The organism is Kitasatospora sp. NPDC089509 (assembly GCF_044749365.1).
GTDB lineage: Bacteria > Actinomycetota > Actinomycetes > Streptomycetales > Streptomycetaceae > Kitasatospora.
The window spans coordinates 337,625-363,146 of sequence record NZ_JBIVHS010000004.1 but is presented as its reverse complement, the minus strand read 5'-3'; the positions used below and the strand labels follow the sequence as shown (position 1 = coordinate 363,146).

General features: G+C 74.8%; 21 protein-coding genes. 6 read left to right on the top strand and 15 right to left on the bottom strand.

What is annotated here, in order from left to right; all coding sequences use genetic code 11:
* Positions 1 to 43: 43 nt before the first annotated feature.
* From ACIP4P_RS11345 to ACIP4P_RS11320, 6 genes are all read right to left on the bottom strand, one after another.
* Positions 44 to 532 carry a 2'-5' RNA ligase family protein gene (locus ACIP4P_RS11345; protein ID WP_400916920.1) on the bottom strand — a complete coding sequence of 163 codons (489 nt, stop codon included), beginning with the start codon at positions 530 to 532 and terminating at the stop codon, positions 44 to 46.
* Positions 533 to 594: 62 nt separating this feature from the next.
* Positions 595 to 1,590 carry a tryptophan--tRNA ligase gene (trpS, locus tag ACIP4P_RS11340; RefSeq protein ID WP_350511507.1) on the bottom strand — a complete coding sequence of 332 codons (996 nt, stop codon included), beginning with the start codon at positions 1,588 to 1,590 and terminating at the stop codon, positions 595 to 597.
* A gap of 75 nt (positions 1,591 to 1,665) precedes the next feature.
* The gene (locus ACIP4P_RS11335; RefSeq protein WP_350511255.1) at positions 1,666 to 2,991 is read right to left on the bottom strand and encodes a hemolysin family protein; all 1,326 of its coding nucleotides are present in this window, start codon (positions 2,989 to 2,991) and stop codon (positions 1,666 to 1,668) included.
* A gap of 106 nt (positions 2,992 to 3,097) precedes the next feature.
* Positions 3,098 to 4,090, bottom strand: a complete 993-nt coding sequence (locus tag ACIP4P_RS11330) for a malate dehydrogenase (protein WP_350511256.1) — start codon at positions 4,088 to 4,090, stop codon at positions 3,098 to 3,100.
* A gap of 240 nt (positions 4,091 to 4,330) precedes the next feature.
* Positions 4,331 to 4,756 carry a DUF3017 domain-containing protein gene (locus ACIP4P_RS11325; RefSeq protein ID WP_350511257.1) on the bottom strand — a complete coding sequence of 142 codons (426 nt, stop codon included), beginning with the start codon at positions 4,754 to 4,756 and terminating at the stop codon, positions 4,331 to 4,333.
* 19 nt (positions 4,757 to 4,775) lie between these two features.
* A complete protein-coding gene (locus tag ACIP4P_RS11320) occupies positions 4,776 to 5,630 on the bottom strand; it encodes a bifunctional methylenetetrahydrofolate dehydrogenase/methenyltetrahydrofolate cyclohydrolase (RefSeq protein ID WP_350511258.1) in 855 nt (284 codons plus the stop codon).
* A 513-nt stretch (positions 5,631 to 6,143) separates the two neighbouring features.
* Here ACIP4P_RS11320 and ACIP4P_RS11315 point away from each other — a divergent pair.
* Positions 6,144 to 6,752, top strand: a complete 609-nt coding sequence (locus tag ACIP4P_RS11315; protein WP_400916917.1) for a hypothetical protein — start codon at positions 6,144 to 6,146, stop codon at positions 6,750 to 6,752.
* 93 nt (positions 6,753 to 6,845) lie between these two features.
* On the opposite strand, the gene purH is transcribed toward ACIP4P_RS11315, so the two are convergent.
* Both purH and purN read right to left on the bottom strand, forming a co-directional pair.
* A complete protein-coding gene (purH, locus tag ACIP4P_RS11310; protein ID WP_400916915.1) occupies positions 6,846 to 8,423 on the bottom strand; it encodes a bifunctional phosphoribosylaminoimidazolecarboxamide formyltransferase/IMP cyclohydrolase in 1,578 nt (525 codons plus the stop codon).
* Positions 8,420 to 9,079, bottom strand: a complete 660-nt coding sequence (purN, locus tag ACIP4P_RS11305) for a phosphoribosylglycinamide formyltransferase (RefSeq protein WP_400916913.1) — start codon at positions 9,077 to 9,079, stop codon at positions 8,420 to 8,422. Before purN ends, purH begins: the two co-directional genes overlap by 4 nt.
* A 380-nt stretch (positions 9,080 to 9,459) precedes the next feature.
* Between purN and ACIP4P_RS11300 the strand changes: the two genes are divergently transcribed.
* Entirely contained in the window at positions 9,460 to 10,104 is a 645-nt protein-coding gene (locus tag ACIP4P_RS11300; protein ID WP_400916911.1) for a hypothetical protein, read from the top strand.
* Positions 10,105 to 10,162: 58 nt separating this feature from the next.
* On the opposite strand, the gene ACIP4P_RS11295 is transcribed toward ACIP4P_RS11300, so the two are convergent.
* A complete protein-coding gene (locus tag ACIP4P_RS11295; protein WP_400916909.1) occupies positions 10,163 to 11,587 on the bottom strand; it encodes a DUF6350 family protein in 1,425 nt (474 codons plus the stop codon).
* A gap of 132 nt (positions 11,588 to 11,719) precedes the next feature.
* Between ACIP4P_RS11295 and ACIP4P_RS11290 the strand changes: the two genes are divergently transcribed.
* Positions 11,720 to 13,657, top strand: coding sequence for a LuxR C-terminal-related transcriptional regulator (locus ACIP4P_RS11290; protein WP_400916907.1), 1,938 nt, complete (start codon positions 11,720 to 11,722; stop codon positions 13,655 to 13,657).
* Between the two features lie 119 nt (positions 13,658 to 13,776).
* On the opposite strand, the gene sucD is transcribed toward ACIP4P_RS11290, so the two are convergent.
* From sucD to ACIP4P_RS11265, 5 genes are all read right to left on the bottom strand, one after another.
* Positions 13,777 to 14,661 carry a succinate--CoA ligase subunit alpha gene (gene sucD / locus ACIP4P_RS11285; RefSeq protein WP_350511265.1) on the bottom strand — a complete coding sequence of 295 codons (885 nt, stop codon included), beginning with the start codon at positions 14,659 to 14,661 and terminating at the stop codon, positions 13,777 to 13,779.
* An 18-nt stretch (positions 14,662 to 14,679) separates the two neighbouring features.
* Positions 14,680 to 15,852 carry an ADP-forming succinate--CoA ligase subunit beta gene (sucC, locus tag ACIP4P_RS11280; protein ID WP_350511266.1) on the bottom strand — a complete coding sequence of 391 codons (1,173 nt, stop codon included), beginning with the start codon at positions 15,850 to 15,852 and terminating at the stop codon, positions 14,680 to 14,682.
* 293 nt (positions 15,853 to 16,145) lie between these two features.
* Positions 16,146 to 17,372 carry a VWA domain-containing protein gene (locus ACIP4P_RS11275; protein WP_400916905.1) on the bottom strand — a complete coding sequence of 409 codons (1,227 nt, stop codon included), beginning with the start codon at positions 17,370 to 17,372 and terminating at the stop codon, positions 16,146 to 16,148.
* Between the two features lie 23 nt (positions 17,373 to 17,395).
* On the bottom strand, positions 17,396 to 19,750 hold the full coding sequence (locus ACIP4P_RS11270) for a DUF5682 family protein (protein WP_400917155.1): 2,355 nt from the start codon (positions 19,748 to 19,750) through the stop codon (positions 17,396 to 17,398).
* The gene (locus ACIP4P_RS11265) at positions 19,708 to 20,790 is read right to left on the bottom strand and encodes an AAA family ATPase (protein WP_400916903.1); all 1,083 of its coding nucleotides are present in this window, start codon (positions 20,788 to 20,790) and stop codon (positions 19,708 to 19,710) included. The genes ACIP4P_RS11270 and ACIP4P_RS11265 overlap by 43 nt, the downstream gene beginning before the upstream one ends.
* A 157-nt stretch (positions 20,791 to 20,947) precedes the next feature.
* Between ACIP4P_RS11265 and ACIP4P_RS11260 the strand changes: the two genes are divergently transcribed.
* Both ACIP4P_RS11260 and ACIP4P_RS11255 read left to right on the top strand, forming a co-directional pair.
* Positions 20,948 to 22,246, top strand: a complete 1,299-nt coding sequence (locus tag ACIP4P_RS11260; RefSeq protein WP_400916901.1) for an SWIM zinc finger family protein — start codon at positions 20,948 to 20,950, stop codon at positions 22,244 to 22,246.
* Positions 22,247 to 22,257: 11 nt separating this feature from the next.
* On the top strand, positions 22,258 to 23,871 hold the full coding sequence (locus ACIP4P_RS11255; RefSeq protein WP_400916899.1) for a DUF5691 domain-containing protein: 1,614 nt from the start codon (positions 22,258 to 22,260) through the stop codon (positions 23,869 to 23,871).
* A gap of 89 nt (positions 23,872 to 23,960) precedes the next feature.
* Here ACIP4P_RS11255 and ACIP4P_RS11250 read toward each other — a convergent pair whose 3' ends face one another.
* Positions 23,961 to 24,368 (bottom strand): cobalamin B12-binding domain-containing protein, encoded by a 408-nt coding sequence (locus tag ACIP4P_RS11250; protein ID WP_350511272.1) that lies wholly within the window; start codon positions 24,366 to 24,368, stop codon positions 23,961 to 23,963.
* A 344-nt stretch (positions 24,369 to 24,712) separates the two neighbouring features.
* Here ACIP4P_RS11250 and ACIP4P_RS11245 point away from each other — a divergent pair, with 344 nt between their 5' ends.
* Positions 24,713 to 25,516 carry a M23 family metallopeptidase gene (locus tag ACIP4P_RS11245; RefSeq protein ID WP_400916896.1) on the top strand — a complete coding sequence of 268 codons (804 nt, stop codon included), beginning with the start codon at positions 24,713 to 24,715 and terminating at the stop codon, positions 25,514 to 25,516.
* The last annotated feature ends 6 nt before the right edge of the window (positions 25,517 to 25,522 follow it).

Here is a 25,522-nt window from a genome sequence, read left to right as displayed (position 1 = left end):
CGTGCCGGTTCAGGAGCTGTGCCGATTCAGGAGCTGTGTTGATTCAGGAGAAGCGGTAGGCCCGCCAGGGCCGCCAGACCTGGTCCGCGTCGAACCGGGAGAGCGAGAAGCCCGGCACCGGGAACTCCGCCCGGAATCCGCGCGCCTGCTCGTACGCCTGGTCCAGCACGTCCTCCGACAGGCCGTGGGCGACCGTGACGTGCGGGTGGTACGGGAAGGCCAGCTCGCGGGCCAGCGGGCCGGAGCGGACGTCCGCCTCCAGCAGCCGGCACTCCTGGGCGCCCTCCTCGACCCGGACGAACACCACCGGGGAGACCGGGCGGAAGGTGCCGCCGCCGCGCAGCACCATCCGGAACGGCCGGTGCGCGGCCGCCACCGCCGCCAGGTGCTCCTCGATCTTCGGCAGCGCCTCGGCGGGCACCTCGGTCGGCGGCAGCAGGGTCACGTGCGTCGGTATCGACCGGGCCTGCGGGTCGCCGTGGCCGGCCCGGGCGTCCTGGATCCGCGCGCCGTGCGGCTCCGGAACGCTCACGGACACGCCGATGGTGAGGAGGTCCGGGACCTCCTCACCATCGGGCAGGCGCGTGAGCGGATTCACCGCTTGGCGGCCGGGAGGAAGCCGATCCGGTCGTACACCGTCGCCAGCGTCTCGGAGGCGACCGCGCGGGCCTTCTCCGCGCCGATCGCCAGCACCCGGTCCAGCTCGGCCGGGTCGTCCAGGAAGCTGCTGGTGCGCTCCTGGAAGGGGGTCACCCACTCGGTGAACAGCTCGGCCAGCTCGGTCTTCAGGGCGCCGTACATCTTGCCCTCGAAGTGCTCGACCAGCTGCTCGACCGACTGGCCGCTGAGCGCGGAGTGGATCCGCAGCAGGTTGGAGACGCCCGGCTTCTGCTCCTCGTCGTAGGAGACCACGGTGCCGGTGTCGGTGACGGCGCTCTTGAACTTCTTGGCGCTGACCTTCGACTCGTCCAGCAGGCTGACCAGGCCCTTGGGCGAGGAGGCCGACTTGCTCATCTTGATGCCCGGGTCCTGGAGGTCCATGATCTTCGCCGTCTCCTTGAGGATGTACGGCTTGGGGATCGTGAAGACCGGCGCGTAGCGCGAGTTGAAGCGCTCGGCGATGTCCCGGGTGATCTCGACGTGCTGGCGCTGGTCCTCGCCGACCGGGACGGCGTCCGCCTGGTAGAGCAGGATGTCCGCGATCTGCAGGATCGGGTAGGTGAACAGGCCGACGGTGGTGCTGTCGGCGCCGTACCGGGACGACTTGTCCTTGAACTGGGTCATCCGGGAGGCCTCGCCGAAGCCGGTGAGGCAGTTCATCACCCAGGCGAGCTGCGCGTGCTCGGGCACGTGCGACTGGACGAACAGGGTGCAGTGCTCCGGGTCCAGGCCGGCCCCGAGCAGCTGGGCGGCGGAGACCCGGGTGTTCTGGCGCAGGATCACCGGGTCCTGCGGCACGGTGATCGCGTGCAGGTCGACGACCATGTAGAAGGCGTCGTTCTCCTTCTGCAGGTCGACCCACTGGCGCACCGCGCCCAGGTAGTTGCCGAGGTGGAACGAACCGGAGGTGGGCTGGATCCCGGAGAGCACCCGGGGACGGTCCTTGACCGGACCAGTGACCGCTGCGTTGACCATGCGGGTCATTCTTCCAGTTCCCCCGGTCGCTCAGGAAACCTCCGCCCCCGCAGCCCCGTCCGGTGTGACCGCACTCACCCTCACCCGGGCGATCCGCCGGCCCTCCACCTTGGCCACCGTCAGCAGCACCGTCGTGCCGCCCTCGACCGGGACCCGGGCGTGGTCGCCGTCCCGGGGCAGCCGGCCGAGCGCGGCGACCAGACAGCCGGCCACCGTCTCGTACGGGCCCTCGGGCAGGGCGACGCCGGTCTCCTCCTCGAAGTCGCCGAGGTTGAGCAGGCCGTCCAGCTCGATCCCGCCGCCGGCCAGCCGGCGGGTCGGGGCGGACTCCGGGCGGTCGTACTCGTCCCGGATCTCGCCGATCACCTCCTCGACCAGGTCCTCCAGGGTGACGATGCCGGCGGTGCCGCCGTACTCGTCGATCACGATGGCCAGGTGGTGGCCCTCCCGCCGCATCTCGCCCATCGCCTCCAGCACCCGCTTGGTGCCGGGCAGCAGCTTGACCGGGCGGGCCAGGTCGCGGACCTTGGCGGCCTGCTCGCCGCGGGCGCCGTACAGGTCCCGGACGTGGACGAAGCCGACCACCGCGTCGGCGCTGCCCTCGACCACCGGGTAGCGCGAGTGCGGCGAGGTCTCCGCCTGGTGCCGGACGGCGGCCAGCGGGCGCTCCGCGTCCAGGAAGGTCACCTCGGTGCGCGGGACCATCACCTCGCGCAGCTGGCGCTCCCCGGCGGCGAACACGTCCGCGATCAACGCCCGCTCGTCGCTGCCCAGTTCGGTGTTGGAGGCGACCAGCCCGCGCAGTTCCTCGGAGCTCATCGAGCCGCGCCCGGCGGCCGGATCGCCGCCGAACAGCCGGACCATCAGGTTGGTGGAGTGGCCGAGCAGCCAGATCACCGGGCGCAGCGCCACCGACATCACGTCCACCACCGGGGCGGCCACCACCGCGATGGACTCGGCGCGCTGCAGGCCGATCCGCTTGGGAGTGAGCTCGCCGAGCACCAGCGAGACGTAGCTGATCACCAGGGTCAGGCCGACCAGGGCGCCGGCGTCCGCCACCCCCTGGGAGAGCCCGGCCCGGACGAACAGCGGCGCGACCTTGCCTGCCAGGGTGTCCGCGCCGAAGGCGGCGGACAGGAAGCCCATGCAGGTCACGCCGACCTGGACGGCGGCCAGGAAGCGGTTGGGGTCGGCGGCCAGGTGCGCCGCCCGGGCCGAACGCCGGGTGCCGCGGGCCTCCAGCGTCCGGATCTGGCCCTCGCGCAGCGAGATCAGCGAGATCTCGGCGACGTTGAACAGCCCGCCCAGCAGGATGAAGACGAGGACGAGCGCGGCGTCCCCGAGGGTTTCGTTCACAGCGGGCCAGTGTAGGCGCCGCGGACGAACCGCTCCGGGAACGGCGGCGGCCCGCCGCCTCCCGGAGGTGGGAGGGGCGGGCCGTCGGAAGGCCGTGCGGCGGGGCTCAGATGAGGCCCAGCTCCTGCACCGCGTCGCGCTCCTCGGTCAGCTCCTTGACCGAGGCGTCGATGCGGGCGCGGGAGAAGTCGGAGATCTCCAGGCCCTGGACGATCTCGAACTTGCCGTCCTTGGTGGTGACCGGGAAGGAGGAGATCAGGCCGGCCGGGACGCCGTAGGAGCCGTCGGAGACGACGCCCATGGAGGTCCAGTCGCCCTCGGCGGTGCCGTTGACCCAGGTGAAGACGTGGTCGATGGCGGCGTTGGCGGCCGAGGCGGCCGAGGAGGCGCCACGGGCCTCGATGATGGCCGCGCCGCGCTTGGCGACGGTCGGGATGAAGTCGTTCTCCAGCCAGGCCTGGTCGCTGCCGACGGCCTCGAAGGCCGGCTTGCCGGCGACCTCGGCCTGGAAGATGTCCGGGTACTGGGTCGCGGAGTGGTTGCCCCAGATGGTGACGCGCTTGATGTCGGAGACCAGGGCGCCGGTCTTGGCGGACAGCTGGCCGACGGCGCGGTTGTGGTCCAGGCGGGTCATCGCGGTGAAGCGCTCGGCCGGGACGTCCGGGGCGTTGCGCTGGGCGATCAGGGCGTTGGTGTTGGCCGGGTTGCCGACGACCAGGATCTTGACGTCGTCCGCGGCGTTGTCGTTGATGGCCTTGCCCTGCGGGCCGAAGATGCCGCCGTTGGCCTGCAGCAGGTCACCGCGCTCCATGCCCGCGGTGCGCGGACGGGCGCCGACCAGCAGGCCGACGTTGGTGCCGTCGAAGGCCTTGTTCGGGTCGTCGGTGATGGTGATGTCCCGCAGCAGCGGGAAGGCGCAGTCGACGAGCTCCATGGCGGTGCCCTCGGCGGCCTTGAGGCCCTGCGGGATCTCCAGGAGGCGCAGGTTCACCGGCACGTCGGCACCGAGCAGGTGGCCCGAGGCGATGCGGAAGAGCAGCGCGTAGCCGATCTGGCCGGCCGCTCCGGTGATGGTGACGTTGACGGGGGTGCGGGTCATTTCTACCTTCTCCAGCAAATCGCCAGGTGCCCCAGGCACACCGGCGCACTGGAGCCGAGGATGATCTCTCGACGTCGAGAGACCGGCGTCAGGTTATCGCAAAGGGAAGCGTACGCCGCGTGTGCGGGCGTGGCTGATGCGTCACAGGCGCAGCGCGGCCCCGCCCGGGAATCCGGACGGGGCCGCGGTCGGCACGGTGCGGCGGCTCAGTGCTCGGGCCGGCTCGGTGCTCGGGCCGGCTCAGTGCTTGGGCCGGCCGATCAGCTGGCCGATGTTGTCCAGCAGTGGGAACTCCAGCCACGGGTTCGGCTGAGCGACCAGGGTCAGCAGCACGATCGAGGCGCCCAGGAAGGCCAGCACGATCACATCGGTGAACCGGCTGCGCACCGCCAGCATCCCGACCTCGGGCAGCACCAGTCGCAGCACGGCGCCGAGCAGCACCCCGCAGCCGAGGATCAGCAGCCCGTACTTGAAGCCGTCCTTGAAGTCGGCGAACCAGGTGACCGCGAGGCCTGCGCCGACCACCGACAGGACCAGCGTTATCGGCCACTGCCGGACCGGCAGGGCGTGGTCGCGCCCGAGGGCCGGGGAAGCCCCCTCGGGCGGCAGGGTGCCGGTGGTCTTGACCGGCCGTTGCCGGGACCGCGCCGGTCGCGGTTCAGTCATCCTCGCCGTCCCTCGGGGGTCAGACGCCGGCGCGGCGCTCGGCCGCCTCGACGATGTTGTTGAGCAGCATCGCGCGGGTCATCGGGCCCACCCCGCCGGGGTTCGGGGAGATCCAGCCGGCCACCTCGGCCACACCCGGGTGCACGTCGCCGACGATCTTGCCCTCGCTGCGGCTGACACCGACGTCCAGCACCGCGGCGCCCGGCTTGACGTCCTCCGGCTTGACCAGGTGCGGCACGCCCGCGGCGGCCACGATGATGTCGGCCTTGCGCAGGTGCGCGCCGAGGTCCCGGGTGCCGGTGTGGCACAGGGTGACGGTGGCGTTCTCGCTGCGGCGGGTCAGCAGCAGGCCGATCGAGCGGCCGACGGTGATGCCGCGGCCGACCACGACCACCTCGGCGCCGTCGATCTCGACGTCGTGCCGGCGCAGCAGCTCGACGATGCCCAGCGGGGTGCACGGCAGCGGGCCGTCGATGCCCAGCGCGAGGCGGCCGAGCGAGGTCGGGTGCAGGCCGTCGGCGTCCTTGTCCGGGTCCATCAGCTCCAGGACCGGGTTCTGGTCCAGGCCCTTGGGCAGCGGCAGCTGGACGATGTAACCCGTGCAGGACGGGTCGGCGTTGAGCTCGCGGACGACGTTCTCGACGTCCTCCTGGGTGGCGGTCGCGGGCAGCTCGCGCTGGATCGAGGCGATGCCGACCTCGGCGCAGTCCTTGTGCTTCCCGTTGACGTACCAGCGGCTGCCCGGGTCGTCGCCGACCAGGACGGTGCCGAGGCCGGGCGTGACGCCCTTCGCCTTGAGGACCGCCACGCGGGCGGCGAGTTCGGACTTGATCGCGGCGGCGGTGGCCTTGCCATCGAGAATCTGGGCAGTCATGACCCCATTCTCCCGGATCGCGGCCGCCTCCCGTACCGGCCTCCCGTAGCGGGGTCCTCCCCGTCGGCCGCGGCGCTCCTCGGCGCGACCGGACGGGTACGGAAGGTCCGCACCACGTTGCGGTTGCGCCACAGTCTTGACCAGGCGACCGGAACCGGCTGGACAGCGCGCCGCCGTCCGGTGACGATATGCGGGCATCCCCTGCCGCGACCAGGCCCGGTGACGGGCCGACGGATCCCGCGGCGGGGCGTACCCGGGGGAAAGAGCCAGTGATCCGACCACAGCACACCGAGCAGCCCGACCGTCTCGGCGCCGACCTCACCGCGCCGTGTCCGTCCCGGCGTCCGATCACCCGCTCGTCACCACGGTTCTGAGCCGGCCGCGGCCGTCACCGCCGCCGGATTGTCACTGTGCTCCGATACCGTCCCGTTCCGTCGACGAACCGATGCGTCGACCGCAACCGGGTCCTCCGCCGTCCCGTCCCCGCGTCCCCGTAACTGCCCGGAGGCATCCATGAGTTACCCGCCCGACCCGAACAACCCGTACGGCCAGCAGCCGCCCGCCCCGGGCTACGGCTACCCGCAGCAGGCCCCGCCGCAGCCCGCCCCGGGCTACGGTTACCCGCCGCCGGCCGCGCCGGGCTACGGCTACGCGCCGGCCGTGCCGCAGACCATGCCGGGCCTGGTGACCACCGCCCGGGTGCTGCTGTTCATCGTGGGCGGCACCCAGGTGCTGCTCGCGCTCGGCTGCCTGATCGGGGCGGCGGCCACCAAGGACGCCGTCAACAAGAGCGGCGCCAGCAGCGACAACTTCATCTCGTCGATCGGCAACGCCGCCGCGGGCATCCTGGTCGTCGTCGGCATCGTGTTCGCGCTGGCCGCCGCGCTCTCCATCACGCTGGGCGCGAAGTACGGCAAGGGCGGCAACGCCACCCGGATCACCACCATCGTCTACGGCTCGATCGCCTCGCTGTTCGGCCTGGTCGACCTGGTCGGCGGGGTGTCCCAGGGCGTCACGGTGAACATCGTCTTCGGTGTGATCTGGGTGGCGATCTGCGTCATCTGGATCACCGCCATGTGCACCCAGGACGGCGTCAACTGGTTCAACCGGCCGCGCTACTGACCGCACGGCACGGACCACGACGAAGCGGCCCGGCTCCCTCCTCGGAGGGGGCCGGGCCGCTTCGTGTCACCCGGTCACCCGGTCACCGGCGGCTCAGTGGAAGAAGTGCCGCGCACCGGTGAAGTACATCGTGACGCCGGCCGCCCGGGCCGCCTCGACGACCTGCTCGTCGCGGATCGAACCGCCGGGCTGGACGATCGCCCGCACCCCGGCGGCGATCAGGATCTCCGGGCCGTCCGGGAACGGGAAGAAGGCGTCCGAGGCCGCGTACGAGCCCTTGGCCCGCTCGCCGGCCCGCTCGACCGCGAGCTTGCAGGAGTCGACCCGGTTGACCTGGCCCATGCCGACGCCGACCGAGGCACCGTCCTTGGCCAGCAGGATCGCGTTGGACTTGACGGCCCGGCAGGCCCGCCAGGCGAAGGCCAGCTCGGCCAGCTCGGCCGCGGGGAGCGCCTCACCGGTGGCCAGCGTCCAGTTCGCCGGGTCGTCGCCCTCGGCCTGCACCCGGTCGGCGTCCTGGAGCAGCACGCCGCCGGAGATCGGGCGGACCTCCTGGCGGTTGGCCGGGGCGCCGGGGGCGACCAGCACCCGCAGGTTCTTCTTGCGGGCCAGCACCTCGACCGCGCCGTCCTCGTAGCCGGGGGCCACCACGACCTCGGTGAAGATCGGGGCGATCTGCTCGGCCAGCTCGACGGTGACCGGGCGGTTGACCGCGATCACGCCGCCGTACGCGGAGACCGGGTCGCACTCGTGGGCCTTGCGGTGCGCCTCGACGACGTCGGCGCCGGTCGCGATGCCGCACGGGTTGGCGTGCTTGATGATCGCGACGGCCGGCTCGGCGTGGTCGTACGCGGCGCGGCGGGCGGCGTCGGTGTCGACGTAGTTGTTGTACGACATCTCCTTGCCGTGCAGCTGCTCGGCGCCGGCCAGGCCGCCCGTGCCGTCGCTGTACAGCGCGGCGCCCTGGTGCGGGTTCTCGCCGTAGCGCAGCACGTTCTGCCGCTCCCAGGTGGCGCCGAGGAACTCGGGGAACCGCTCGTCACTGGGGGCGTAGCCGGCCTCGAACCAGGAGGCGACGGCCACGTCGTAGGCGGCGGTGTGGGCGAACGCGGCACCGGCCAGGCGCTTGCGGGTGGCCAGGTCGAAGCCGCCCTCGCGGGCCGCCGTCAGCACGTCGGCGTAGCGGGCCGGGTCGACCACCACGGCCACCGAGGGGTGGTTCTTGGCGGCGGCGCGGACCATGCTCGGGCCGCCGATGTCGATCTGCTCGACGCACTCGTCCGGGGTGGCGCCCGAGGCGACGGTGGCCTTGAACGGGTAGAGGTTCACCACGACCAGGTCGAAGGGCTCGACGCCGAGCTCGGCCAGCTGGGCGCGGTGCGACTCCAGCCGCAGGTCGGCGAGCACGCCGGCGTGCACCCGGGGGTGCAGCGTCTTCACGCGCCCGTCCAGGCACTCCGGGAAGCCGGTCAGCTCGGAGACCTCGGTCACCGGGACGCCGGCGGCGGCGATCCGGCCGGCGGTGGAGCCGGTGGAGACGATGGCGACCCCGGCGGCGTGCAGGCCCTGGGCCAGCTCCTCCAGACCGGTCTTGTCGTACACGCTGATCAGCGCGCGACGGATCGGACGGACGTTCTCCGAAACGGGCGTGGTGGTGGAGCTGGCACTCATGCCGGGATCCATACCTTTCGGTCCTCGATGCGGTGACCTTCGCGGGCCAGCCGGCCCACGACGTCGACGAGCAGCTTGCGCTCGACAGTCTTGATGCGCTCGTGCAGAGCTTCGCCGCCATCGGCGTGGTCGGCGTCGACGACCTCGACGACGCCCTGCGCGATGATCGGCCCGGTGTCCACGCCGGCGTCGACCAGGTGGACGGTGCAGCCGGTGACCTTCACCCCGTACGCGAGCGCGTCGGTGACGCCGTGGGCGCCGGGGAAGGACGGCAGCAGTGCGGGGTGGGTGTTGACGATCCGCCCCGCGAAGGCCGCGATGAACTCGGGGCCGAGGATCTTCATGAAGCCGGCCGAGACCACCAGGTCCGGCCGGTGGGCGGCGACGGTGGCGGTCAGCGCGCGGTCCCAGTCGGCCCGGTCCGGGAAGTCCTTCACCCGGTGGACGAAGCCCGGCAGGCCCGCCTTCTCCGCGCGCTCCAGGCCGGCGATCCCGTCCCGGTCCGCACCCACGGCGACGATCTCGGCGCCGAAGGCCGGGTCGGCGACGGCGTCGATCAGGGCCTGGAGGTTGGTGCCGGAGCCGGAGACCAGCACCACCAGGCGGGCCGGTCCGGGCGTACGGGGCGGGAAGAGCTGGGCGGGGGCGGCGGCCACTGCGCGATTCTCCGTAGGTCGGGCGCCGCCCGCTGGTACGTCCACCGGGCGGTGGGGCCACTACGAACGGCAGGTCGAGCGAAGGGGAACACCAGGGGAACCCGCCACGACACGGGCCCCGGGGAACCTATCTGAGCTGCTGACCGTCACCACGATAACGGCTGGTCGGAAGGCCTCCGCACCCTCCCCGCGGCGCTACGCGCGTAGTTGAGACGGGGATCTCCTCGGGCCCCCCGCACCGGAGTCGCCCGCCCGCCGCACGGCCGCGGGCAGGCCCCCGCCGGACCCTCGAACGCTTGCGGGATCATTGGGGGCGGAGGAGACCGCTCCCAGGCGCGACCTCCGGCACGAGCCCCGACCGAGAAGGAACGGCTGAACCCATGAGCAGCGGCGACGACACCGACGAGCGCAACCCCTTCGCGCCGCCGCCCACGGACGCCCCGGACCAGCCGTGGCGGCCGCGCAGCCCCTGGCCCGGCCAGGGCGCGGAGGGCGACGGCGGCCAGGGCGGTGGCGGCCAGAACGGCGACCGTCCGCCGTACCCGCCGCCGTGGGGACCGGGCCTCGGCGACGGCGGCCCCGGCCGACGTCCGCAGGCCCCGCCGCCGCCCCGGCTCGACCCGACCGACCCGGCCCACCGCAAGGCCCGCAACGCCGCGCTGGCCGGACCGTTCGCGCTGGTCTGCCTGTTCCTGGGCTTCCAGTGGATCGCGCTGCTGGTCGGGGTGCTCGGCATCGCCTGGGGCATCGGCGCGCTGCGCGCCAAGCGGCCCGCCGCCGCGGCTCCCGCCCCCCTGGGCGGTCCGGCCGGGATCCCGGCGCCCAACCCGCTCACCCCGGCCGCGCTCGCCGGGATCCTCACCGGTGCGATGACCGTCGTGGTCGCCACCTCGGTGATCGGGCTCAGCGTCTACTACCAGGACTACATGACCTGCGTCCGGGACTCGCTGACCAACGTCGGCGCCGAGAACTGCGACCGGTACGCGCCGCAGTGGTACGTGGACTTCACCGGCAACTCGGAGTAGTCGCCGGGTCGGACGGGACGCCCGGGTCGGACGGCCGGTTCGGACGTGGCCGTCCGGCTCAGTCGTGGTCCGGGTCGGCCGGACGCTGACCGGACAGCCGCAGCACCAGGGCGTACGCACCGGCGCGCAGCTCCAGTGCGCTCCGGCGCACCCGGACCGCGAGCCGGGCGCGGGCGCCGGCCCCGGCCGCCGGGGCCACCGGCACGGCGTCCGGCCCCTCCACCTCGTCCGCGCTCCCGACCGCCGTCGGGCCGAGCACCCGGTGGCGGACCAGCAGGGCACCCGGCACCGCCACCACGGCCAGCCAGCCCGCCGCCGCCAGGCCCGTCCACCACGGCACCGGCCCCAGCCACGCCATCCGCCCGGCCGCCAGCGCCCCGCCCGCCGACCAGCCCAGCAGCGCCGCGCCGGCCCCCAGCAGCAGCGCCGCCGCCAGCGCCGCCACCACCGTCGCCGCGGGCGGCCAGGGCGCCGAGCCGCCCGGCTCCCCCCGACGGCCCGCCGCCGCCCGACCGAGCAGCACCGCCGGCACCAGCCCGGCCAGCAGCGGCAGCAGCAGCACGGCCAGCCGCCAGCCCCCCGGCCCGTCCTGCGGCAACAGGGCGAACAGCGGGAACTCCGGCACCGCGCCGAGCCCCGTACCGCCCGGCGACACCAGCGCCCCGGCACCGACCTCGAACCCCGGGCCCAACGCGTACGCCGCACCCCACAGCACCGCGTTCGGCAGCAGCGCCACGGTGAGCAGCAGCAGCCCGACCACCGCGGCCGGCCCGCCGCCGAGCAGCGCCATCCCGCGGCCGCCGCCGACCAGCGCGTCCAGCACCGCCGACCCCGCCACCAGCAGCGCGCCCGCCGCGACCAGCCCCGCCCCCGCCGCCACGACCGCCCGGCCCACCGCGGAGCCGCCACCGGTCGGCCGCCAGCCCGCCGGGAGCCGCTCCCACAGCCGCTCGGCACCGGCCCCGGCCGGCTCGACCGACCGGACGCCCGCGGCCGTCGACAGCCCCGCGAGCAGACCCACCACCAGCAGGTCCGGCAGCACCCGGCTGCGGAACAGCCCGGCCCCCGCGCTGTGCAGCGCCACCCCGGCCGCCACTGCGCAGTACCCCGTCCAGAGCGCCACCGGGCCGCCCCAGCGCGAGCGCAGCCCGCGCCGCGAGGCCACCCCGGCCCCCGCCCGGTAGAGCCGCACCACCACCAGCAGGCCGAGCAGCAGCGGACTGACCGTCACCGGGGCGTCCGCGGCACCGCGCAGCACCGGCGCGCCGTGCCCGAGCAACCAGAGCGAGCCCGCCAACCGGGTGGCACCGGCCGCGTCGGAATCCGCGTACGGCGTCGCCACCCAGAGGCCCAGCACCGGCACTCCGACCGCCGCCAGACCGACCAGCGCCGTCCGCACGCCCGCCAACAGGTCGGCCAGTACGGGCCGTCCACCCAGTTCGTCCGGCACTTCCAGGATCGGACGACCCATCAGCTGCGTCATGCGCCTCATGGTGCCAAGGCGACTCGCCATGCTCCGTGAACCGGCAAACCGCCGCCGTGTCCCAGATTATTGGCTTATGCGCCTTTTCAGACCGTGCCCCCAAGCCGCCGCCGCCCCGGCCCGGAGCGTCTGATGACCACGCCGCCCACCCGTGCCACCGACCCGCTGCGGAAACTGACCCCCCGTGAGGCCGAGGCCCTCGCCCACCTCGCCGCCGGCCACGGCGTCGACCACACCGCCGCCGCACTCGGCGTCACCCCCACGACCGCCCGCAGTTATCTCCACCGGGCCATGCGGAAACTCGGCTGTCCCACCGAGGCCGCCGCCATCGCCCTCCTCCGCACCGCACCCCCCACCGGCCCGGGCCGGCGCCGCCCGGCCGCCCCCACCGACGCCGACCGCACGCGCACGGCCCCCACCGCCCCGGGAGAACGCAGCGGCATGACACAGACCACCCCGACCCCCGGCGACCACCACCGCTCCCCCACCCCCGGCCGTCCCACGACCGGCGCCCCGGCCACCGGCGGCGAGCAGCGGCCGACGGCACGGCACGACGGCCCCCCGGCCGCCCCCGACGGACGGACGGCCCGGGGCCGGGGCCGGGACAAGGGGGGTCGCCCCGCGCCCCCGGTCGCCGGATCCGGCACCGCATCCGGCACCGCGGCGGACCGGGCCAGGAGCAAACCCGACGGACGGACGGCCCGGGGGCGGAACAAGGGCCGGCCCCTCGCACCGCCCGCCACCGACTCCACCCCCGGTGCCGTGTCCGGTGCCGCGTCCGGTCGGGCGAAGAGCGGCCCGGACGGACGACGGGCGGCCCGGGGCCGGGACGCCGGCCACCGCCCCGCGACACCGTCCGCCGGTCCCACCGGTCCTGCCGCGGCCGCCGGCCGGACCGGGGGCGAGCGGGCCGTCCCGGAGTCCGCCGCCGGGCGGCCGGAACCGGGCGGAGCCGACGCGCGGGAGCGGATCAGCCTGGCGCTCTCCGAGGCGGGCAGCGGGCGCGACCTGACGGAGAGCTTCGAGGAGCTGTACGAGGACGCCCACACCCGGCTGGTGCAGCAGGTGTTCCTGTTGACGGCCTGTCGGCACCGGGCGGTGCACTGCGTGCGGCGCGCGTTCGGGGAGGCCCGGCAGGACTGGGGCGGGGTGGTCGGGTCGGGTGACCCGGAGGGCTGGGTGCGGGTGCGGGCGTCCGAGCTGGCGCTGTCGCCGTGGCGCCGGGGCGGGCCCCGGCAGGCGCACGCGTGGGCGCTGCCGCACCGGCGGATCCGGGTGCGGCCGGCCGACGAGGCGCAGTCGGTGCTGCCGGACCACGACCGGCTGACCGACCGGGACAAGGCCCTGCTGAAGGCACTGCGACGGCTGTCGCGGCCGCAGCGGCGGGCCCTGGTGCTGCACGACGGGCTGGGGCTGCCGGCGGGGGCGATCGCGGTGGAGGTGGAGTCGACCCGGCGGGCGGCCGAGGGGCGGGTGTGGGCGGCGCGGGAGGCGCTGGCGCAGTGGGTGCCGGAGCTGGTGGGGCCGGATCCGGCGGCCCCGGGGTTCGCCGACGGGTTGAGCGCACTGCTGCACCGGGCGGCGGTACGGGGTTGTCCGGAGCCGCACCGGGCGCCGGTGCCGGTGCTGCGGGCCCGGCACCGGCTGTGGACGGCGAGCCGGACCGGCGCGGCCGCGCTGCTGACGGCGGCGGTGGCCGGGGCGGCGGTGGCGACGCTGGCGGGGCTGCGTCCGGCGGTGCTGTTCCACGAGCCCGATCCGCCGGTCCCCGCGCTCTGCGTGCCGGCCCCGACCGCGGAGGTGGCGGAGCCGGGGGTGCCGCTGCGGCCGGACGGTGCGCCGAACGGCATCACCAGTCTGTGGTGCAGTCCGACCCCGGGGCTGGAGGCGGTGGTGGCGGATCCGCAGGCGCGGGCGGTGGCGCGCTGGGAGCTGCCGGTGGCGGCCCGGGGCGCGGCCCCGCCGCCGCAGCAGGACCCGGCGGCCTGTCCGGCCTGGTCCCCGCTGCCCTGCGGCACGGGGCCGGGCACCGAGAAGGCGCCCGCCCCGGACGCCGAGATCGGGCACTGAACCGGCGGGGCACCGAGTCGCCGGGCACCGCGCCGGCGGCCGCCGGGAGCCCGGTGCCGGAAACGGCGAGCGCCCCCGCCCGGGAAGGGCGGGGGCGCTCACCGCGCGGGTGACCGGGGTCAGCCGGCGATGATCTCGCGGGCCAGGCGGGCGGTCTCGGACGGCGTCTTGCCGACCTTGACACCGGCGGCCTCAAGGGCCTCCTTCTTCGCCTGGGCGGTGCCCGAGGAGCCGGAGACGATGGCGCCGGCGTGGCCCATGGTCTTGCCCTCGGGGGCGGTGAAGCCCGCGACGTAGCCGACGACCGGCTTGGTGACGTGCTCGGCGATGTAGGCCGCGGCACGCTCCTCGGCGTCGCCACCGATCTCACCGATCATGACGATGATCTCGGTCTCCGGGTCCTCCTGGAAGGCCTTGAGGGCGTCGATGTGGGTGGTCCCGATGATCGGGTCACCGCCGATGCCCACGGCCGAGGAGAAGCCGATGTCGCGCAGCTCGTACATGAGCTGGTAGGTCAGGGTGCCGGACTTCGACACCAGACCGATCTTGCCCGAGGTGGTGATGTCGGCCGGGATGATGCCGGCGTTCGACTGGCCGGGGCTGATCAGGCCGGGGCAGTTCGGGCCGATGATCCGGGTCTTGTTGCCCTTGGAACCGGCGTACGCCCAGAAGGCGGCGGTGTCGTGCACCGGGACGCCCTCGGTGATGACGATGGCCAGCGGGATCTCGGCGTCGATGGCCTCGATGACGGCGGCCTTGGTGAAGGCCGGCGGCACGAAGAGGACGGAGACGTCCGCGCCGGTCTTCTCCATGGCCTCGGCGACGGAGCCGAAGACCGGGATCTCGGTGCCGTCGACGTCGACCGTGGTACCGGCCTTGCGCGGGTTGACACCGCCGACGATCTCGGTGCCGGAGGCGAGCATGCGGCGGGTGTGCTTCATGCCCTCGGCGCCGGTCATGCCCTGGACGATGACCTTGCTGTCCTTGGTAAGGAAGATAGCCATGGTGTTAAGTCCCCTTCCTTACTTGTTGGCCAGCTCGGCGGCGCGGTCGGCCGCACCGTCCATGGTGTCCACGCGCTGGACCAGCGGGTGGTTGGCGTCGTCCAGGATCTTGCGACCCAGCTCCGCGTTGTTGCCGTCCAGGCGGACGACCAGCGGCTTGGAGACGTTCTCGCCCTTGCTCTCCAGGAGCGCCAGGGCCTGCACGATGCCGTTGGCGACCGCGTCACAGGCGGTGATGCCGCCGAAGACGTTGACGAACACCGACTTGACGTCGGGGTCGCCGAGGATGATCTCCAGGCCGTTCGCCATGACCTCGGCGGACGCGCCGCCGCCGATGTCCAGGAAGTTGGCGGGCTTGACGCCGCCGTGGTTCTCACCGGCGTAGGCGACCACGTCGAGGGTGCTCATGACGAGGCCCGCGCCGTTGCCGATGATGCCGACCTGGCCGTCGAGCTTGACGTAGTTCAGGCCCTTGGCCTTGGCGGCGGCCTCCAGCGGGTTGGCCGCGGCCTTGTCCTCCAGCGCCTCGTGCTCCGGCTGACGGAACTCGGCGTTCTCGTCCAGGGAGACCTTGCCGTCGAGCGCGATGATCTTGCCGTCACCGGACTTGATCAGCGGGTTGACCTCGACGAGGAGGGCGTCCTCCTTGATGAAGACGGTCCACAGCTTCTGCAGGACCTCGGCGACCTGGTCGGCGACCTCGGCCGGGAACTTCGCCGCGGCGACGATCTCGGCGGCCTTCTCCGGGGTGCAGCCCTCGTTGGCGTCGACCGGGATCTTGGCGAGCGCGTCGGGGTTCTCCTCGGCGACGACCTCGATCTCCACGCCGCCCTCGACGCTGGCCATGGCCAGGAAGGTGCGGTTGGTGCGGTCCAGCAGGAACGAGACGTAGTACTCGTCCTTGATGTCCGCGGTCTGGGCCAGCATCACCTTGTGAACGGTGTGGCCCTTGATGTCCATACCGAGGATCGCCTCGGCCTTGGCGACGGCGTCGGCCGGGTCGGCGGCGAGCTTGACGCCACCGGCCTTGCCACGGCCACCGACCTTCACCTGAGCCTTGACGACGGCGCGTCCGCCGAAGCGCTCGGCGATGGCGCGAGCCGCTTCGGGGGTCTCGATGACATCACCGTCAAGCACGGGCACACCGTGCTTGGCGAAGAGGTCCCTCGCCTGGTACTCGAACAGGTCCACGTGTGTTCGTCCTTGTTCGTGGTCGCGGATTGTGTCTCTACGAGCGTGCCACGGCAGGATCTTCGCTGCGGGTCGTCGGGGCGGTGCGGGTACGCAGAGGTACGGCCTTGCGGCCCACACAGCCACGGGCGCACACGTCAATCAACACGCGCGTCACGTCCGTCTGGCAGGTTATCCCCGTGGGACGGGCCTGTTCCGCCCGGGGCCCTGTCCGGCTTGGGTGAGAACCGTCACAGATCGGCCCGGACCCGCCACCCGCGGATCGGGCGGGTTCACCCGCCCGGGTGATGTCGTCACTCCCCCCGGTCGGCCCCCTCCCCGGTGCCGCCCGCCGTCAGGTGCCGGGGGATCGGACGCTTCTCGATCGCCGCCGCCATGATCTCCGGGAAGGCGTCCGGGGTGCAGGCGAAGGCCGGGGCGCCGAGTGCGGCCAGGGCGGCGGCGTGGGCGTGGTCGTACGCCGGGGCGCCCTCGTCGGAGAGCGCGAGCAGCGCGATGAACTGGACGCCGGCCGCCTTCATCGCGGCGACCCGCCGCAGCATGCCGTCCCGGATGCCGCCCTCGTACAGGTCGCTGATCAGCACCACGACGGTCTCGGAGGGCCGGGTGATCCTCGACTGGCAGTAGGCGAGCGCCCGGTTGATGTCGGTGCCGCCGCCGAGCTGGGTGGCGAACAGGACGTCCACCGGGTCGGTGAGCTGTTCGGTGAGGTCGACCACCGAGGTGTCGAAGACGACCAGCCGGGTGTCCAGGCTGCGCATCGAGGAGAGCACCGCGCCGAACACCGCCGAGTGGACGACCGAGGGCGCCATCGAACCGGACTGGTCGACGCAGAGGATGACGTCTTTGCGCACCGCGCGCTGGGCGCGGGCGTAGCCGACCAGCCGCTCGGGCACCACGGTGCCGTGCTCGGGCAGGTAGTTCCTCAGGTTGGCCCGGATCGTCCGGTCCCAGTCGATGTCCCGGTGGCGCGGCCGGTTGACCCGGGCGCTGCGGTCCAGGGCGCCGCCCACGGTGGCCCTGGTCCGGTCGGCCAGCCGGCGCTCCAGGTCGGCGACCACCTTGCCGACCACGGCCCGGGCGGACTCCCGGGTGGTCTCGGGCAGCGCGTGCTTGAGCGACAGCAGGGTGCCGACCAGGTGCACGTCCGGTTCGACGGCCTCCAGCATCTCCGGCTCCAGCAGCAGCCGCTCCAGGCCGAGCCGGGTGATCGCGTCCTGCTGCATCAGCTGGACGACGGTGGACGGGAAGTACCTGCGGATGTCGCCCAGCCAGCGGGCCACCTGCGGGGCCGAGCCGCCCAGCCCGGCGCTGCGGCGGCCGCCGCGGGCCGGGCGGGCGCCCTCCTCGGGGGCGCCCCGGTAGAGCGCGGCGAGCGCGCCGTCCATCGCGGCGTCGCGGCCGCGCAGGGTGCGGCCGGTGCCGTCGGCCTCGCCGCCGAGCACCAGGCGCCAGCGGCGCAGCCGTTCGTCGGCCGGGGTCGCCGGCATCGGGGTCGCCGCCATCGGGGTCGCTGCCATCGGGGTCCTCCTCGTACGACGGGTCAGGTGTTGCGGTCGGTGGGCTGGCGGGGGATCGTCGGGCGGACGCCGAGCAGCAGCGCCAGCACCGGGGTCGCGGCGTCGGCGCGCGCCCGGTCGAGCTCGCCGACCTCCTCGGGGGCCGCCGGGCCGGCACCGAGCGGGCCGGCCGCGACCCGGCCGCCGATGGTGCCGCGCACGCCCGCCTCCAGTCCGGCGAAGGTGCGCCGCAGCAGCGGCAGGACGTCGGTGAACACCTCGGCGCCCACCCCGCAGAGCCACTCGTCCAGCAGGGCCAGCAGCCGGGGGTCGTGCAGCAGCAGGGCGCCGCCGCCGGTGAGGAAGCCCTCGACCCAACCGGCCGCGTCCGCCGGGGCGTTGGCCACGGACAGCACCAGGCGCAGCCGTCGGCCGGCCTCCTCGGAGTCCAGCCGGCCGTCGTCCAGCAGCAGCCGGACGGCGCGGCCGCGGAGCAGCCCGGGGGCGCCGGTGGCCGGTCCGCCGGCGGGTTCCCGGCGGGAGAGCGAGTGCAGGGCGGCGGCCCAGCGGGCGGGCAGGCCGTCCGGATCGGCCGGGTCCCCGGGGTCGAGCAGGGCGATCGCGCCGTGCACCTCGTCGATCCGGGCCCGCATCGCGGCCGCGCCCGCGTCGTCCAACCCGACGCAGGCGGGCGGCAGTCCGACGCAGACCCGCTCGGCCAGGCCGGCCGCGGCCCCGGCGAGCGCGCCGTGGTCGGTACCGCGCACGTCGCCGTAGCGCAGCGCGCGGACCAGCGCGGGCAGCGCGCCCGCCAGGTGTGCGACGTCGGTGTCCAGGGCCGCGCAGTCAGCGAGCACCCGCATCACCGCGGGCAGCGCACCGGACAGCCCGGCCAGCAGGCAGGTCTCCACCAGGCCGGTCAGCTCGGCGAGTTCGACGGCGGCCCGGGCGGTACCGACCGCCTTGTTGACGGCGGCCTCCTCGACCGTGGTGCCCCACTGGGCGGCCTCGGCGATCCGGACCGCGAACTCGGGTTGCCAGCACACCCGCCAGCTCTCCCGGAAGGTGCCGGTGGAGTTGACCGTCGACCGGGCCGGCACGCCCCAGTCGACGCCCAACAGCCGCAGCCGGTGCAGCAGTCGGGAGCGGGCCGCGTCGGTGGACTTGCGCAGGTCGAGGTCGAGGTCCCGGGGCGCGGCCTCGGGCTTGAGCCGCAGCGAGCGCTGCAGCCGGGCGAGGTCGCGCTGCAGCGGTACGGCCGGGGCGGCGTCCGGCACCTCGCCGAGCGCGTCGCCGACCACCAGGCGGTCCCGGACGAGTTCCAGGGCGACGTCCGAGCCCTCGCAGAGCACCGCGCGGACGGCGTCCAGGGTCTCGGTCAGCCCGGCCAGCGGGCGCCCGCGCAGCACGGCCAGGGTCTCGGCCAGCCGGACCGCCTCGATGACGTGGGCGGAGGAGACCGGGTGGTCCTCGGCGCGCAGCAGTTCGGCGGCCCGGGTGAGCCAGCGCGGCACCGGATCGCCCTCGGCGGTGAACAGGTGGTGGTACCAGCCGGGCGACTGCACGCCCGCGCCGTAACCGGCCGCCTGGGAGAGCCGGCGGTGCGTCCACGGGATCCAGGTGATGTCCGTGCGCACCTTCTTCGGCAGGGCGGCGAGCAGCGCCCGGTCGTGGGCGACGGTCGGCATCACGGCCAGCGCGGGCACGTGGAAGGCGCCGCAGACCACGGCGATCCGGTCGTGACCGGCGCGCCGGGCGGCCCGGATCCGCTGGCGCATGTGGGCCTCGCGCAGCTGGTCCCGGCGGGACTCGCCGAGGCCCTCGGCGCGCAGCGCGGCCATCGCCTCGGCGACGGCGGCGAACGGCGCCAGCGCGTCCGCGCCGGGGGCGCGGTGCTCGACCACGTCCTCCCACCAGCGTTCCGGGTCGTCGTGGCCGGCCGCCTCGGCGAGCAGCGCCAGCGGGTCGGCGGGCAGGCCGTCGTCGGCCCCCTCGGCGTCCGGCGCCTCCTCCTCTTGCTCCCCTTCCCCGGGCGCGGGCGCGAAGCCGTGCGCGGCGGGCAGGTCGATGAAGCGGACCGGCAGGTCGTGGTCCACGGCGTACCGGATCGCCACCCACTCCGGGGAGAACTCGGCGTACGGCCAGAACGCGGCCCGCGCCGGGTCGTCCACCGCGTGGGCGAGCAGGGCGACCGGGGGCACCAGGTCCTTCTCGGCGGCCAGGTGGACGATGTCGTCGGCCTCCGGGGGGCCCTCGATCAGTACCGCGTCCGGCTGCCACTGCGCCAGCGCGGCGGCCACCGCCCGGGCCGAGCCGGGCCCGTGGTGCCGGATGCCCAGCAGGGCGACCTCCGAGGTCACGCCGTCACCTCGCGGGCCGCGCGGTAGAAGTCCTTCCAGCCGTCGCGCTCGCGCACCACCCCTTCGACGTACTCGCGCCACACCGCCCGGTCCGCCACCGGGTCGCGGACGACCGCGCCGAGGATGCCGGCCGTGACGTCCCCGGCGCGCAGCACGCCGTCGCCGAAGTGGACGGCCAGGGCGAGGCCGTTGGTCACCACCGAGATCGCCTCGGCGGTGGAGAGGGTGCCGCTCGGGGTCTTGACCTTCGTCCGGCCGTCCACGGTGAGGCCGGCCCGCAGCTCGCGGAAGACCGTCACCACCCGCCGGATCTCCTCGGCGCCGCCGGGCAGTTCGGGCAGGTCGAGGGAGCGGCCGAGTTGGTTGACCCGACGGGCGACGATGTCGACCTCCTCGTCCAGCGAGCCGGGCAGCGGCAGCACCACGGTGTTGAAGCGGCGGCGCAGCGCACTGGACAGCTCGTTGACGCCGCGGTCGCGGTCGTTGGCGGTGGCGATCACGTTGAAGCCGCGCACGGCCTGGGTCTCGCCGCCCAACTCCGGGATCGGCAGGGTCTTCTCGGACAGGATGGTGATCAGACTGTCCTGCACGTCGGCCGGGATGCGGGTGAGCTCCTCGATCCGGGCGAGCTTGCCGTCCGCCATCGCCCGCATCAGCGGCGAGGGCACCAGGGCGTCCCGGCTGGGCCCGTGGGTGAGCAGCTGGGCGTAGTTCCAGCCGTACCGGACGGCCTCCTCGGGGGTGCCGGCGGTGCCCTGCACCAGCAGCGTGGAGTCGCCGCTGATCGCGGCGGCCAGGTGCTCGGACACCCAGGTCTTCGCGGTGCCGGGCACACCGAGCAGCAGCAGCGCCCGGTCCGTCGCCAGGGTGGTGACGGCGACCTCGACGATCCGGCGCGGGCCGATGTACTTGGGGGTGATCCGGGTGCCGTCGGGCAGCTCGCCGCCGAGCAGGTACGTCGCCACGGCCCACGGCGAGAGCTTCCAGCGCTCGGGGCGCGGACGGTCGTCCTGCGCGGCCAGCGCGGCCAGTTCACCGGCGAAGGCGTCCTCGGCGTGCTGCCGCAGAACGTCGGTCATCGGGGCTCCTTCGGGTCGGCCGCCCGGACACACGGGTGCCCCGGGCGGAAGGGTGAGCGGGGAGTCAGGACCTGTGGGACCCACCCTGCACCGCGGCACTGACAACCCCCGGACGGGCGGTCAGCCGCTGTCAGTGCCGCCGCCTACGGTCGGTCGCATGGAGGAACGCTGGAGCACCGAACACGTCCTGTCCCTGGCGCCTGACGCCGCGTCGCGGAAGTCCGCGGGCAAGCTGTCCTCGCCCGCGCCGTGGTCCGGGACGGGCACCGACGGCGCCGCGCTCTGGGGCGAGTGCCAGGGCAGCGGCCGCACCCCGTACCGCACCGTGATCGAACTCGCCACGCCCGCCTACCAGTGCAGCTGCCCCAGCCGGAAGTTCCCGTGCAAGCACGCGCTCGGGCTGCTCCTGCTGTGGAGCGGCACCCCGGAGGCGGTGCCGGCCGCCGAGCCCGCCGACTGGGCCGCCGACTGGCTCAAGTCCCGGCAGGAGCGGGCCGAGAAGCGCGCGGCGCCCCCGGCCGACCCGGAGGCCGCCCGCCGCCGGGCCGAGAAGCGCGGCGCCCGGGTCGCGGCCGGCGCGGCCGAACTGCGGCTGCGGCTGGCCGACCGGATCCGGCACGGCCTCGCCGACCAGTCCACGGCCGGCCCCTGGGAGGAGGTCGCGGCCCGGATGGTCGACGCCCAGGCCGGCGGACTGGCCACCCGGGTACGGGAGTTGGACACCCTGCCGGAGGAACGGCTGCTGGCGGAGTACGCGATGCTGCACCTGCTCGCCACCGCCGCCACCCGGCTCGACGAGCTGCCGCCCGACCTGGCCGCCACCGTCCGCGCCCGGGTCGGCTACACCGTGGACGCCGCCGAGGTGCTCGCCGGGCCGACGGTCCGGGACCGCTGGCTGGTCCTCGGCAGCAAGGACACTTCGGACGACCGGCTCACCACCCGGCGGGTCTGGCTGCGCGGCGCCAAGACCGGCCGCCCGGCCCTGCTGCTCGCCTTCGGCCGGCCCGGCCAGGCCCCCGACCTCGCCCTGCCCACCGGCCACCTGCTGGAGGCCGACCTCGGCTACCACCCCGGCGCCCGGCCGCTGCGCGCCGCGCTCGGCACCCGCTACGGCGCCCCCGAGCCCGGCCCGGCCGCCCCGCCCGCCGGGCTCACCGTCGCCGAGGCGGTCGCCGGGTACGGCACCGCGGTGGCCGACGACCCGTGGCTGGACAGCTGGCCGACCGTGCTCACCGGGGTCGTCCCGGTCCGCACCCCGGACGGCTGGTACCTGACGGACGGCCACCACACCGTCCCGGTCCGCCCCTCGGCCGTCCCGGAGGCGGCCCTGTGGCGGCTGACCGCGGTGTCCACCGGCCGCCCGCTGACGGTCTTCGGCGAGTACGGCCACCAGGGCTTCGCCCCGGTCACCGCCTGGACCGCCGAACACCGCCCGGTCGGCCTCACTTCCGCTTAGGAGAACCGACGATGACGATCACCCAGGACCCGTGGGAGACCCTGCGGACCAGCGCCCTGCTCGGCACCGACCGGCGCCCGCTGCCGGCCACCGCGCTGCCGCTCGCCGACACCGTGGACCGGTCCGACCCGGCCACCGCCCTGCTGGAGCTGGCCGCGCTGGCCACCGTCCGCCGCCGGGCCGGCGCCCTGCCCGTCCCGGCCACCGAACCACCCGGGCCGCCCGCGCCCGAGGACGGGCGCCCGGAGCTGCCCGAGGCCGCCGCCCGCCGACTGGCCGTCCTGCTCGCCGGGCGCACCGGCGGCAGCGGGGCCGGCGGCACCCTGGCCAACCTGGCCGAGCTGCTGCCGCAGTGGCTCGCCACCGCCCGGGCCGAGGGCCTGCGGCCGCCCGCCGCACTGATCCCCGGGCTGCTCGACGCGGCCCGGGCCCGCAGCGAACTGCGGTCGGACGTCGTCGCGTTGGCCGGTCCGCCGGGCCGCTGGCTGGCCGCGCAGAACCCCGACTGGCGGTTCGTGCTGCGCACCACCGGCACCGAGCCGGCCCGGCAGCCGGACACCCCGGACGACCACCGGCTGTGGCACGAGGGCCTGTTCGCCGAACGGGTCACCCATCTCACCCTGCTGCGCCGCCGCGACCCGGCCGCCGGGCTGGAGTTGCTGCGCGGCACCTGGTCCACCGAGCGCGCCGAGGACCGGCTGCTCTTCCTGGACGCCCTCCAGGACGGCCTCTCCCCCGCCGACGAACCCTTCCTGGAGGCCGCCCTGGGCGACCGCAGCAAGAACGTCCGGGCCACCGCCGCCGAACTGCTCTCCACCCTGCCCGGCTCGGCGCTGGCCGGGCGGATGGCCCAGCGGGCCCGGGCCGCCGTGACGCTCGCCGGCAGCGGCACCCATCTGCTGGTCACCCCGCCCGCCGAGTGCGACGAGCGGATGCAGCGCGACGGCATCGCCCCCAAGTCCCCCACCGGGCGCGGCGAACGGGCCTGGTGGTTCGGCGAGGTGGTGGCGGCCGCGCCGCTGGCGCTCTGGTCGGAGAGCACCGGGCTCACGCCCGAGCGGCTGCTCGCCCTGCGGGTCGGCGACAGCGTGGACGAGACCAGCAGCAGCTGGGCCGACGACCTGCGCGAGGCCTGGGCGCGCGCCGCCGTGCGCCAGCACGACGCCGACTGGGCCCGGGCGCTGCTCGGTCCGGCCCCCGCCCCGCCGGGACGCGGCGCCGGACGGGCCCGCGGCGCGCGCGCCACCGGCGCCCCGGCCAAACTGCTGGCCGTCCTCCCGCCGGAGGAACGGGCCGCCTGGACGGCCGCCTTCATCGAGGTGCACGGCCTGGGCGAGGCCTTCCAGCTGCTCGGCGCCTGCGCCACCCCGTGGACCCCGCCACTGTCCACCGCCGTGGTGGCGGCGCTGGCCCGGGCGGCCGCCTCCGGTGCGTACCCGTGGAGCCACAGCGGGGTGCTCGGGATGACGGAACGGGCGCTCGCCCCCGGGGCGGCCGCCTCGGTGGAGGAGCTGGCCGCCGGGGCCGCCCCGGACTCGGCCTGGTCGGAGACCTTCGCCCGGCTGGCCGGGACGCTGCGGTTCCGGGCCGCGATGCTGAACGAGCTGACGGTGCCGCCGCGTTGAGCGCACCGGCACCCTGAGGACGCCCCGGTGTCGAGCCCGCGGGGCGGGTCGGTCCGTGCGGTGGACCGACTCGCCCCGCGGGCGCGGGCTCAGCCCGCCGTGCGCAGGTTGGCCTCGACCCAGGCCACCACGTCCCGGGTGGGCGTGCCCGGGGTGAAGATGTCCGCGACGCCCATCGCCTTGAGCTCGGCGATGTCCTCGTCCGGGATGATCCCGCCGCAGAAGACCTTGATGTCCTCCGCGTCACGCTCCTTCAGCAGCTCCAGCACCCGCGCGCACAGCGTCATGTGGGCACCGGAGAGGATCGACAGCCCGATGCCGTCCGCGTCCTCCTGGATCGCGGTGTCGACCACCTGCTCGGGGGTCTGGTGCAGCCCGGTGTAGATGACCTCCATGCCGGCGTCGCGCAGGGCCCGCGCGATCACCTTGGCGCCCCGGTCGTGACCGTCGAGCCCCGGCTTGGCGACCACCACACGGATCGGCCCCGACACACTCATCACTGCCTCCTGGACCTCGTCGTCCATCATCCGCCCGGACCTTGTGGGTCCACGGGTGCGGTCAACACGGTTAACGCTCGATAACCAACCAACCTGAGGGGAGATTAGCGCCACCCGCCCCGGTTGGCCGAGCCGCCTCCCAAGAGGAGGGCAAAGTCACAGCCCCGGGGCCCGCTACCAGTGAGTACGCCGGTGGCGGGCCCTCCGTACCGGCACGGCGCGGCCCCCCGTGCGCCCCCTTGACAACCGACGGTTTTTCCGGGGCGTCGACCGTGGGACTACAGTCTCGGCTGTTTACCCTCGCCCGACGACGCGCCCGAGGCCCACCGAGGAGGCAGCCCCCGATGGCTCCCGAAGCAGCCGCCCGCCCGACCCGTGCGGAGCTGCGCCTCGCCGCCCGCGAGCAGTCCCGTGAGCAGTCCCGCGCCCAGCGGCGCGGCGCCGCCAGGGCGACCCGGGCGGCGCTGTTCCGGGTCGCGGTGCCGTCGGTGGCCGCGCTCGGAGTGGCCAGTGCGGCGGGTGCGGTGGTGGCCCAGGAGCAGCCCGACCGGGTGCCGGCGCAGGCCTCGGCGGCCGACGCCCCGGCCACCGCGGCCGCGCACCAGGCCGTCACACCGGCGGCCGCGCACACCGACCAGGCCCAGGCCTCGCGCGGCGACGCCCGCCAGCCGCTGTCCGGTGCCCTGCCCGGTGACGGCCAGCCCACCGCGACCGCCACGCCGACCGCCGAGCCGACCCCGGAGCCGGTCAAGCCCAAGGTGGTCATGCCGGTCGCCAGGCACGGCCTGGGCGAACTGTTCGGCGAGGCCGGCACCCACTGGGCCAACCGGCACACCGGCATCGACTTCCCGGTGGACGGCGGCTCGGAGGTGTACGCCGTCCAGGACGGCACGATCCGGACCCAGTGGAACCCGTTCTACGGCTACATGTCGATACTGAAGATGTCCGACGGCACCGAGGCCTGGATGTGCCACCTGCGGGCGTACAAGATCCGCAAGGGCCCGGTGAAGCAGGGCGACGTGATCGCGTTCGTCGGCAGCAGCGGCAACAGCACCGGGCCGCACCTGCACTTCGAGATCAGGCCGGCGGGCAGCGGGCCGGTCGACCCGCTGCCCTGGTTCCTCGCGAACGGGCTGGACCCGCGCTAGGACCCG

Coding starts and splice junctions, on each gene's coding strand:
- ACIP4P_RS11330 (WP_350511256.1), bottom strand. CDS start 4,090: ATGACCCGCACCCCCGTCAACGTCACCATCACCGGAGCGGCCGGCCAG.
- ACIP4P_RS11295 (WP_400916909.1), bottom strand. CDS start 11,587: ATGACGCAGCTGATGGGTCGTCCGATCCTGGAAGTGCCGGACGAACTG.
- ACIP4P_RS11260 (WP_400916901.1), top strand. CDS start 20,948: ATGGAGGAACGCTGGAGCACCGAACACGTCCTGTCCCTGGCGCCTGAC.
- sucD (WP_350511265.1), bottom strand. CDS start 14,661: ATGGCTATCTTCCTTACCAAGGACAGCAAGGTCATCGTCCAGGGCATG.
- ACIP4P_RS11255 (WP_400916899.1), top strand. CDS start 22,258: ATGACGATCACCCAGGACCCGTGGGAGACCCTGCGGACCAGCGCCCTG.
- purH (WP_400916915.1), bottom strand. CDS start 8,423: ATGAGTGCCAGCTCCACCACCACGCCCGTTTCGGAGAACGTCCGTCCG.
- ACIP4P_RS11325 (WP_350511257.1), bottom strand. CDS start 4,756: ATGACTGAACCGCGACCGGCGCGGTCCCGGCAACGGCCGGTCAAGACC.
- ACIP4P_RS11275 (WP_400916905.1), bottom strand. CDS start 17,372: ATGGCAGCGACCCCGATGGCGGCGACCCCGATGCCGGCGACCCCGGCC.
- ACIP4P_RS11250 (WP_350511272.1), bottom strand. CDS start 24,368: ATGAGTGTGTCGGGGCCGATCCGTGTGGTGGTCGCCAAGCCGGGGCTC.
- ACIP4P_RS11320 (WP_350511258.1), bottom strand. CDS start 5,630: ATGACTGCCCAGATTCTCGATGGCAAGGCCACCGCCGCCGCGATCAAG.
- ACIP4P_RS11245 (WP_400916896.1), top strand. CDS start 24,713: ATGGCTCCCGAAGCAGCCGCCCGCCCGACCCGTGCGGAGCTGCGCCTC.
- ACIP4P_RS11300 (WP_400916911.1), top strand. CDS start 9,460: ATGAGCAGCGGCGACGACACCGACGAGCGCAACCCCTTCGCGCCGCCG.
- ACIP4P_RS11265 (WP_400916903.1), bottom strand. CDS start 20,790: ATGACCGACGTTCTGCGGCAGCACGCCGAGGACGCCTTCGCCGGTGAA.
- ACIP4P_RS11315 (WP_400916917.1), top strand. CDS start 6,144: ATGAGTTACCCGCCCGACCCGAACAACCCGTACGGCCAGCAGCCGCCC.
- ACIP4P_RS11290 (WP_400916907.1), top strand. CDS start 11,720: ATGACCACGCCGCCCACCCGTGCCACCGACCCGCTGCGGAAACTGACC.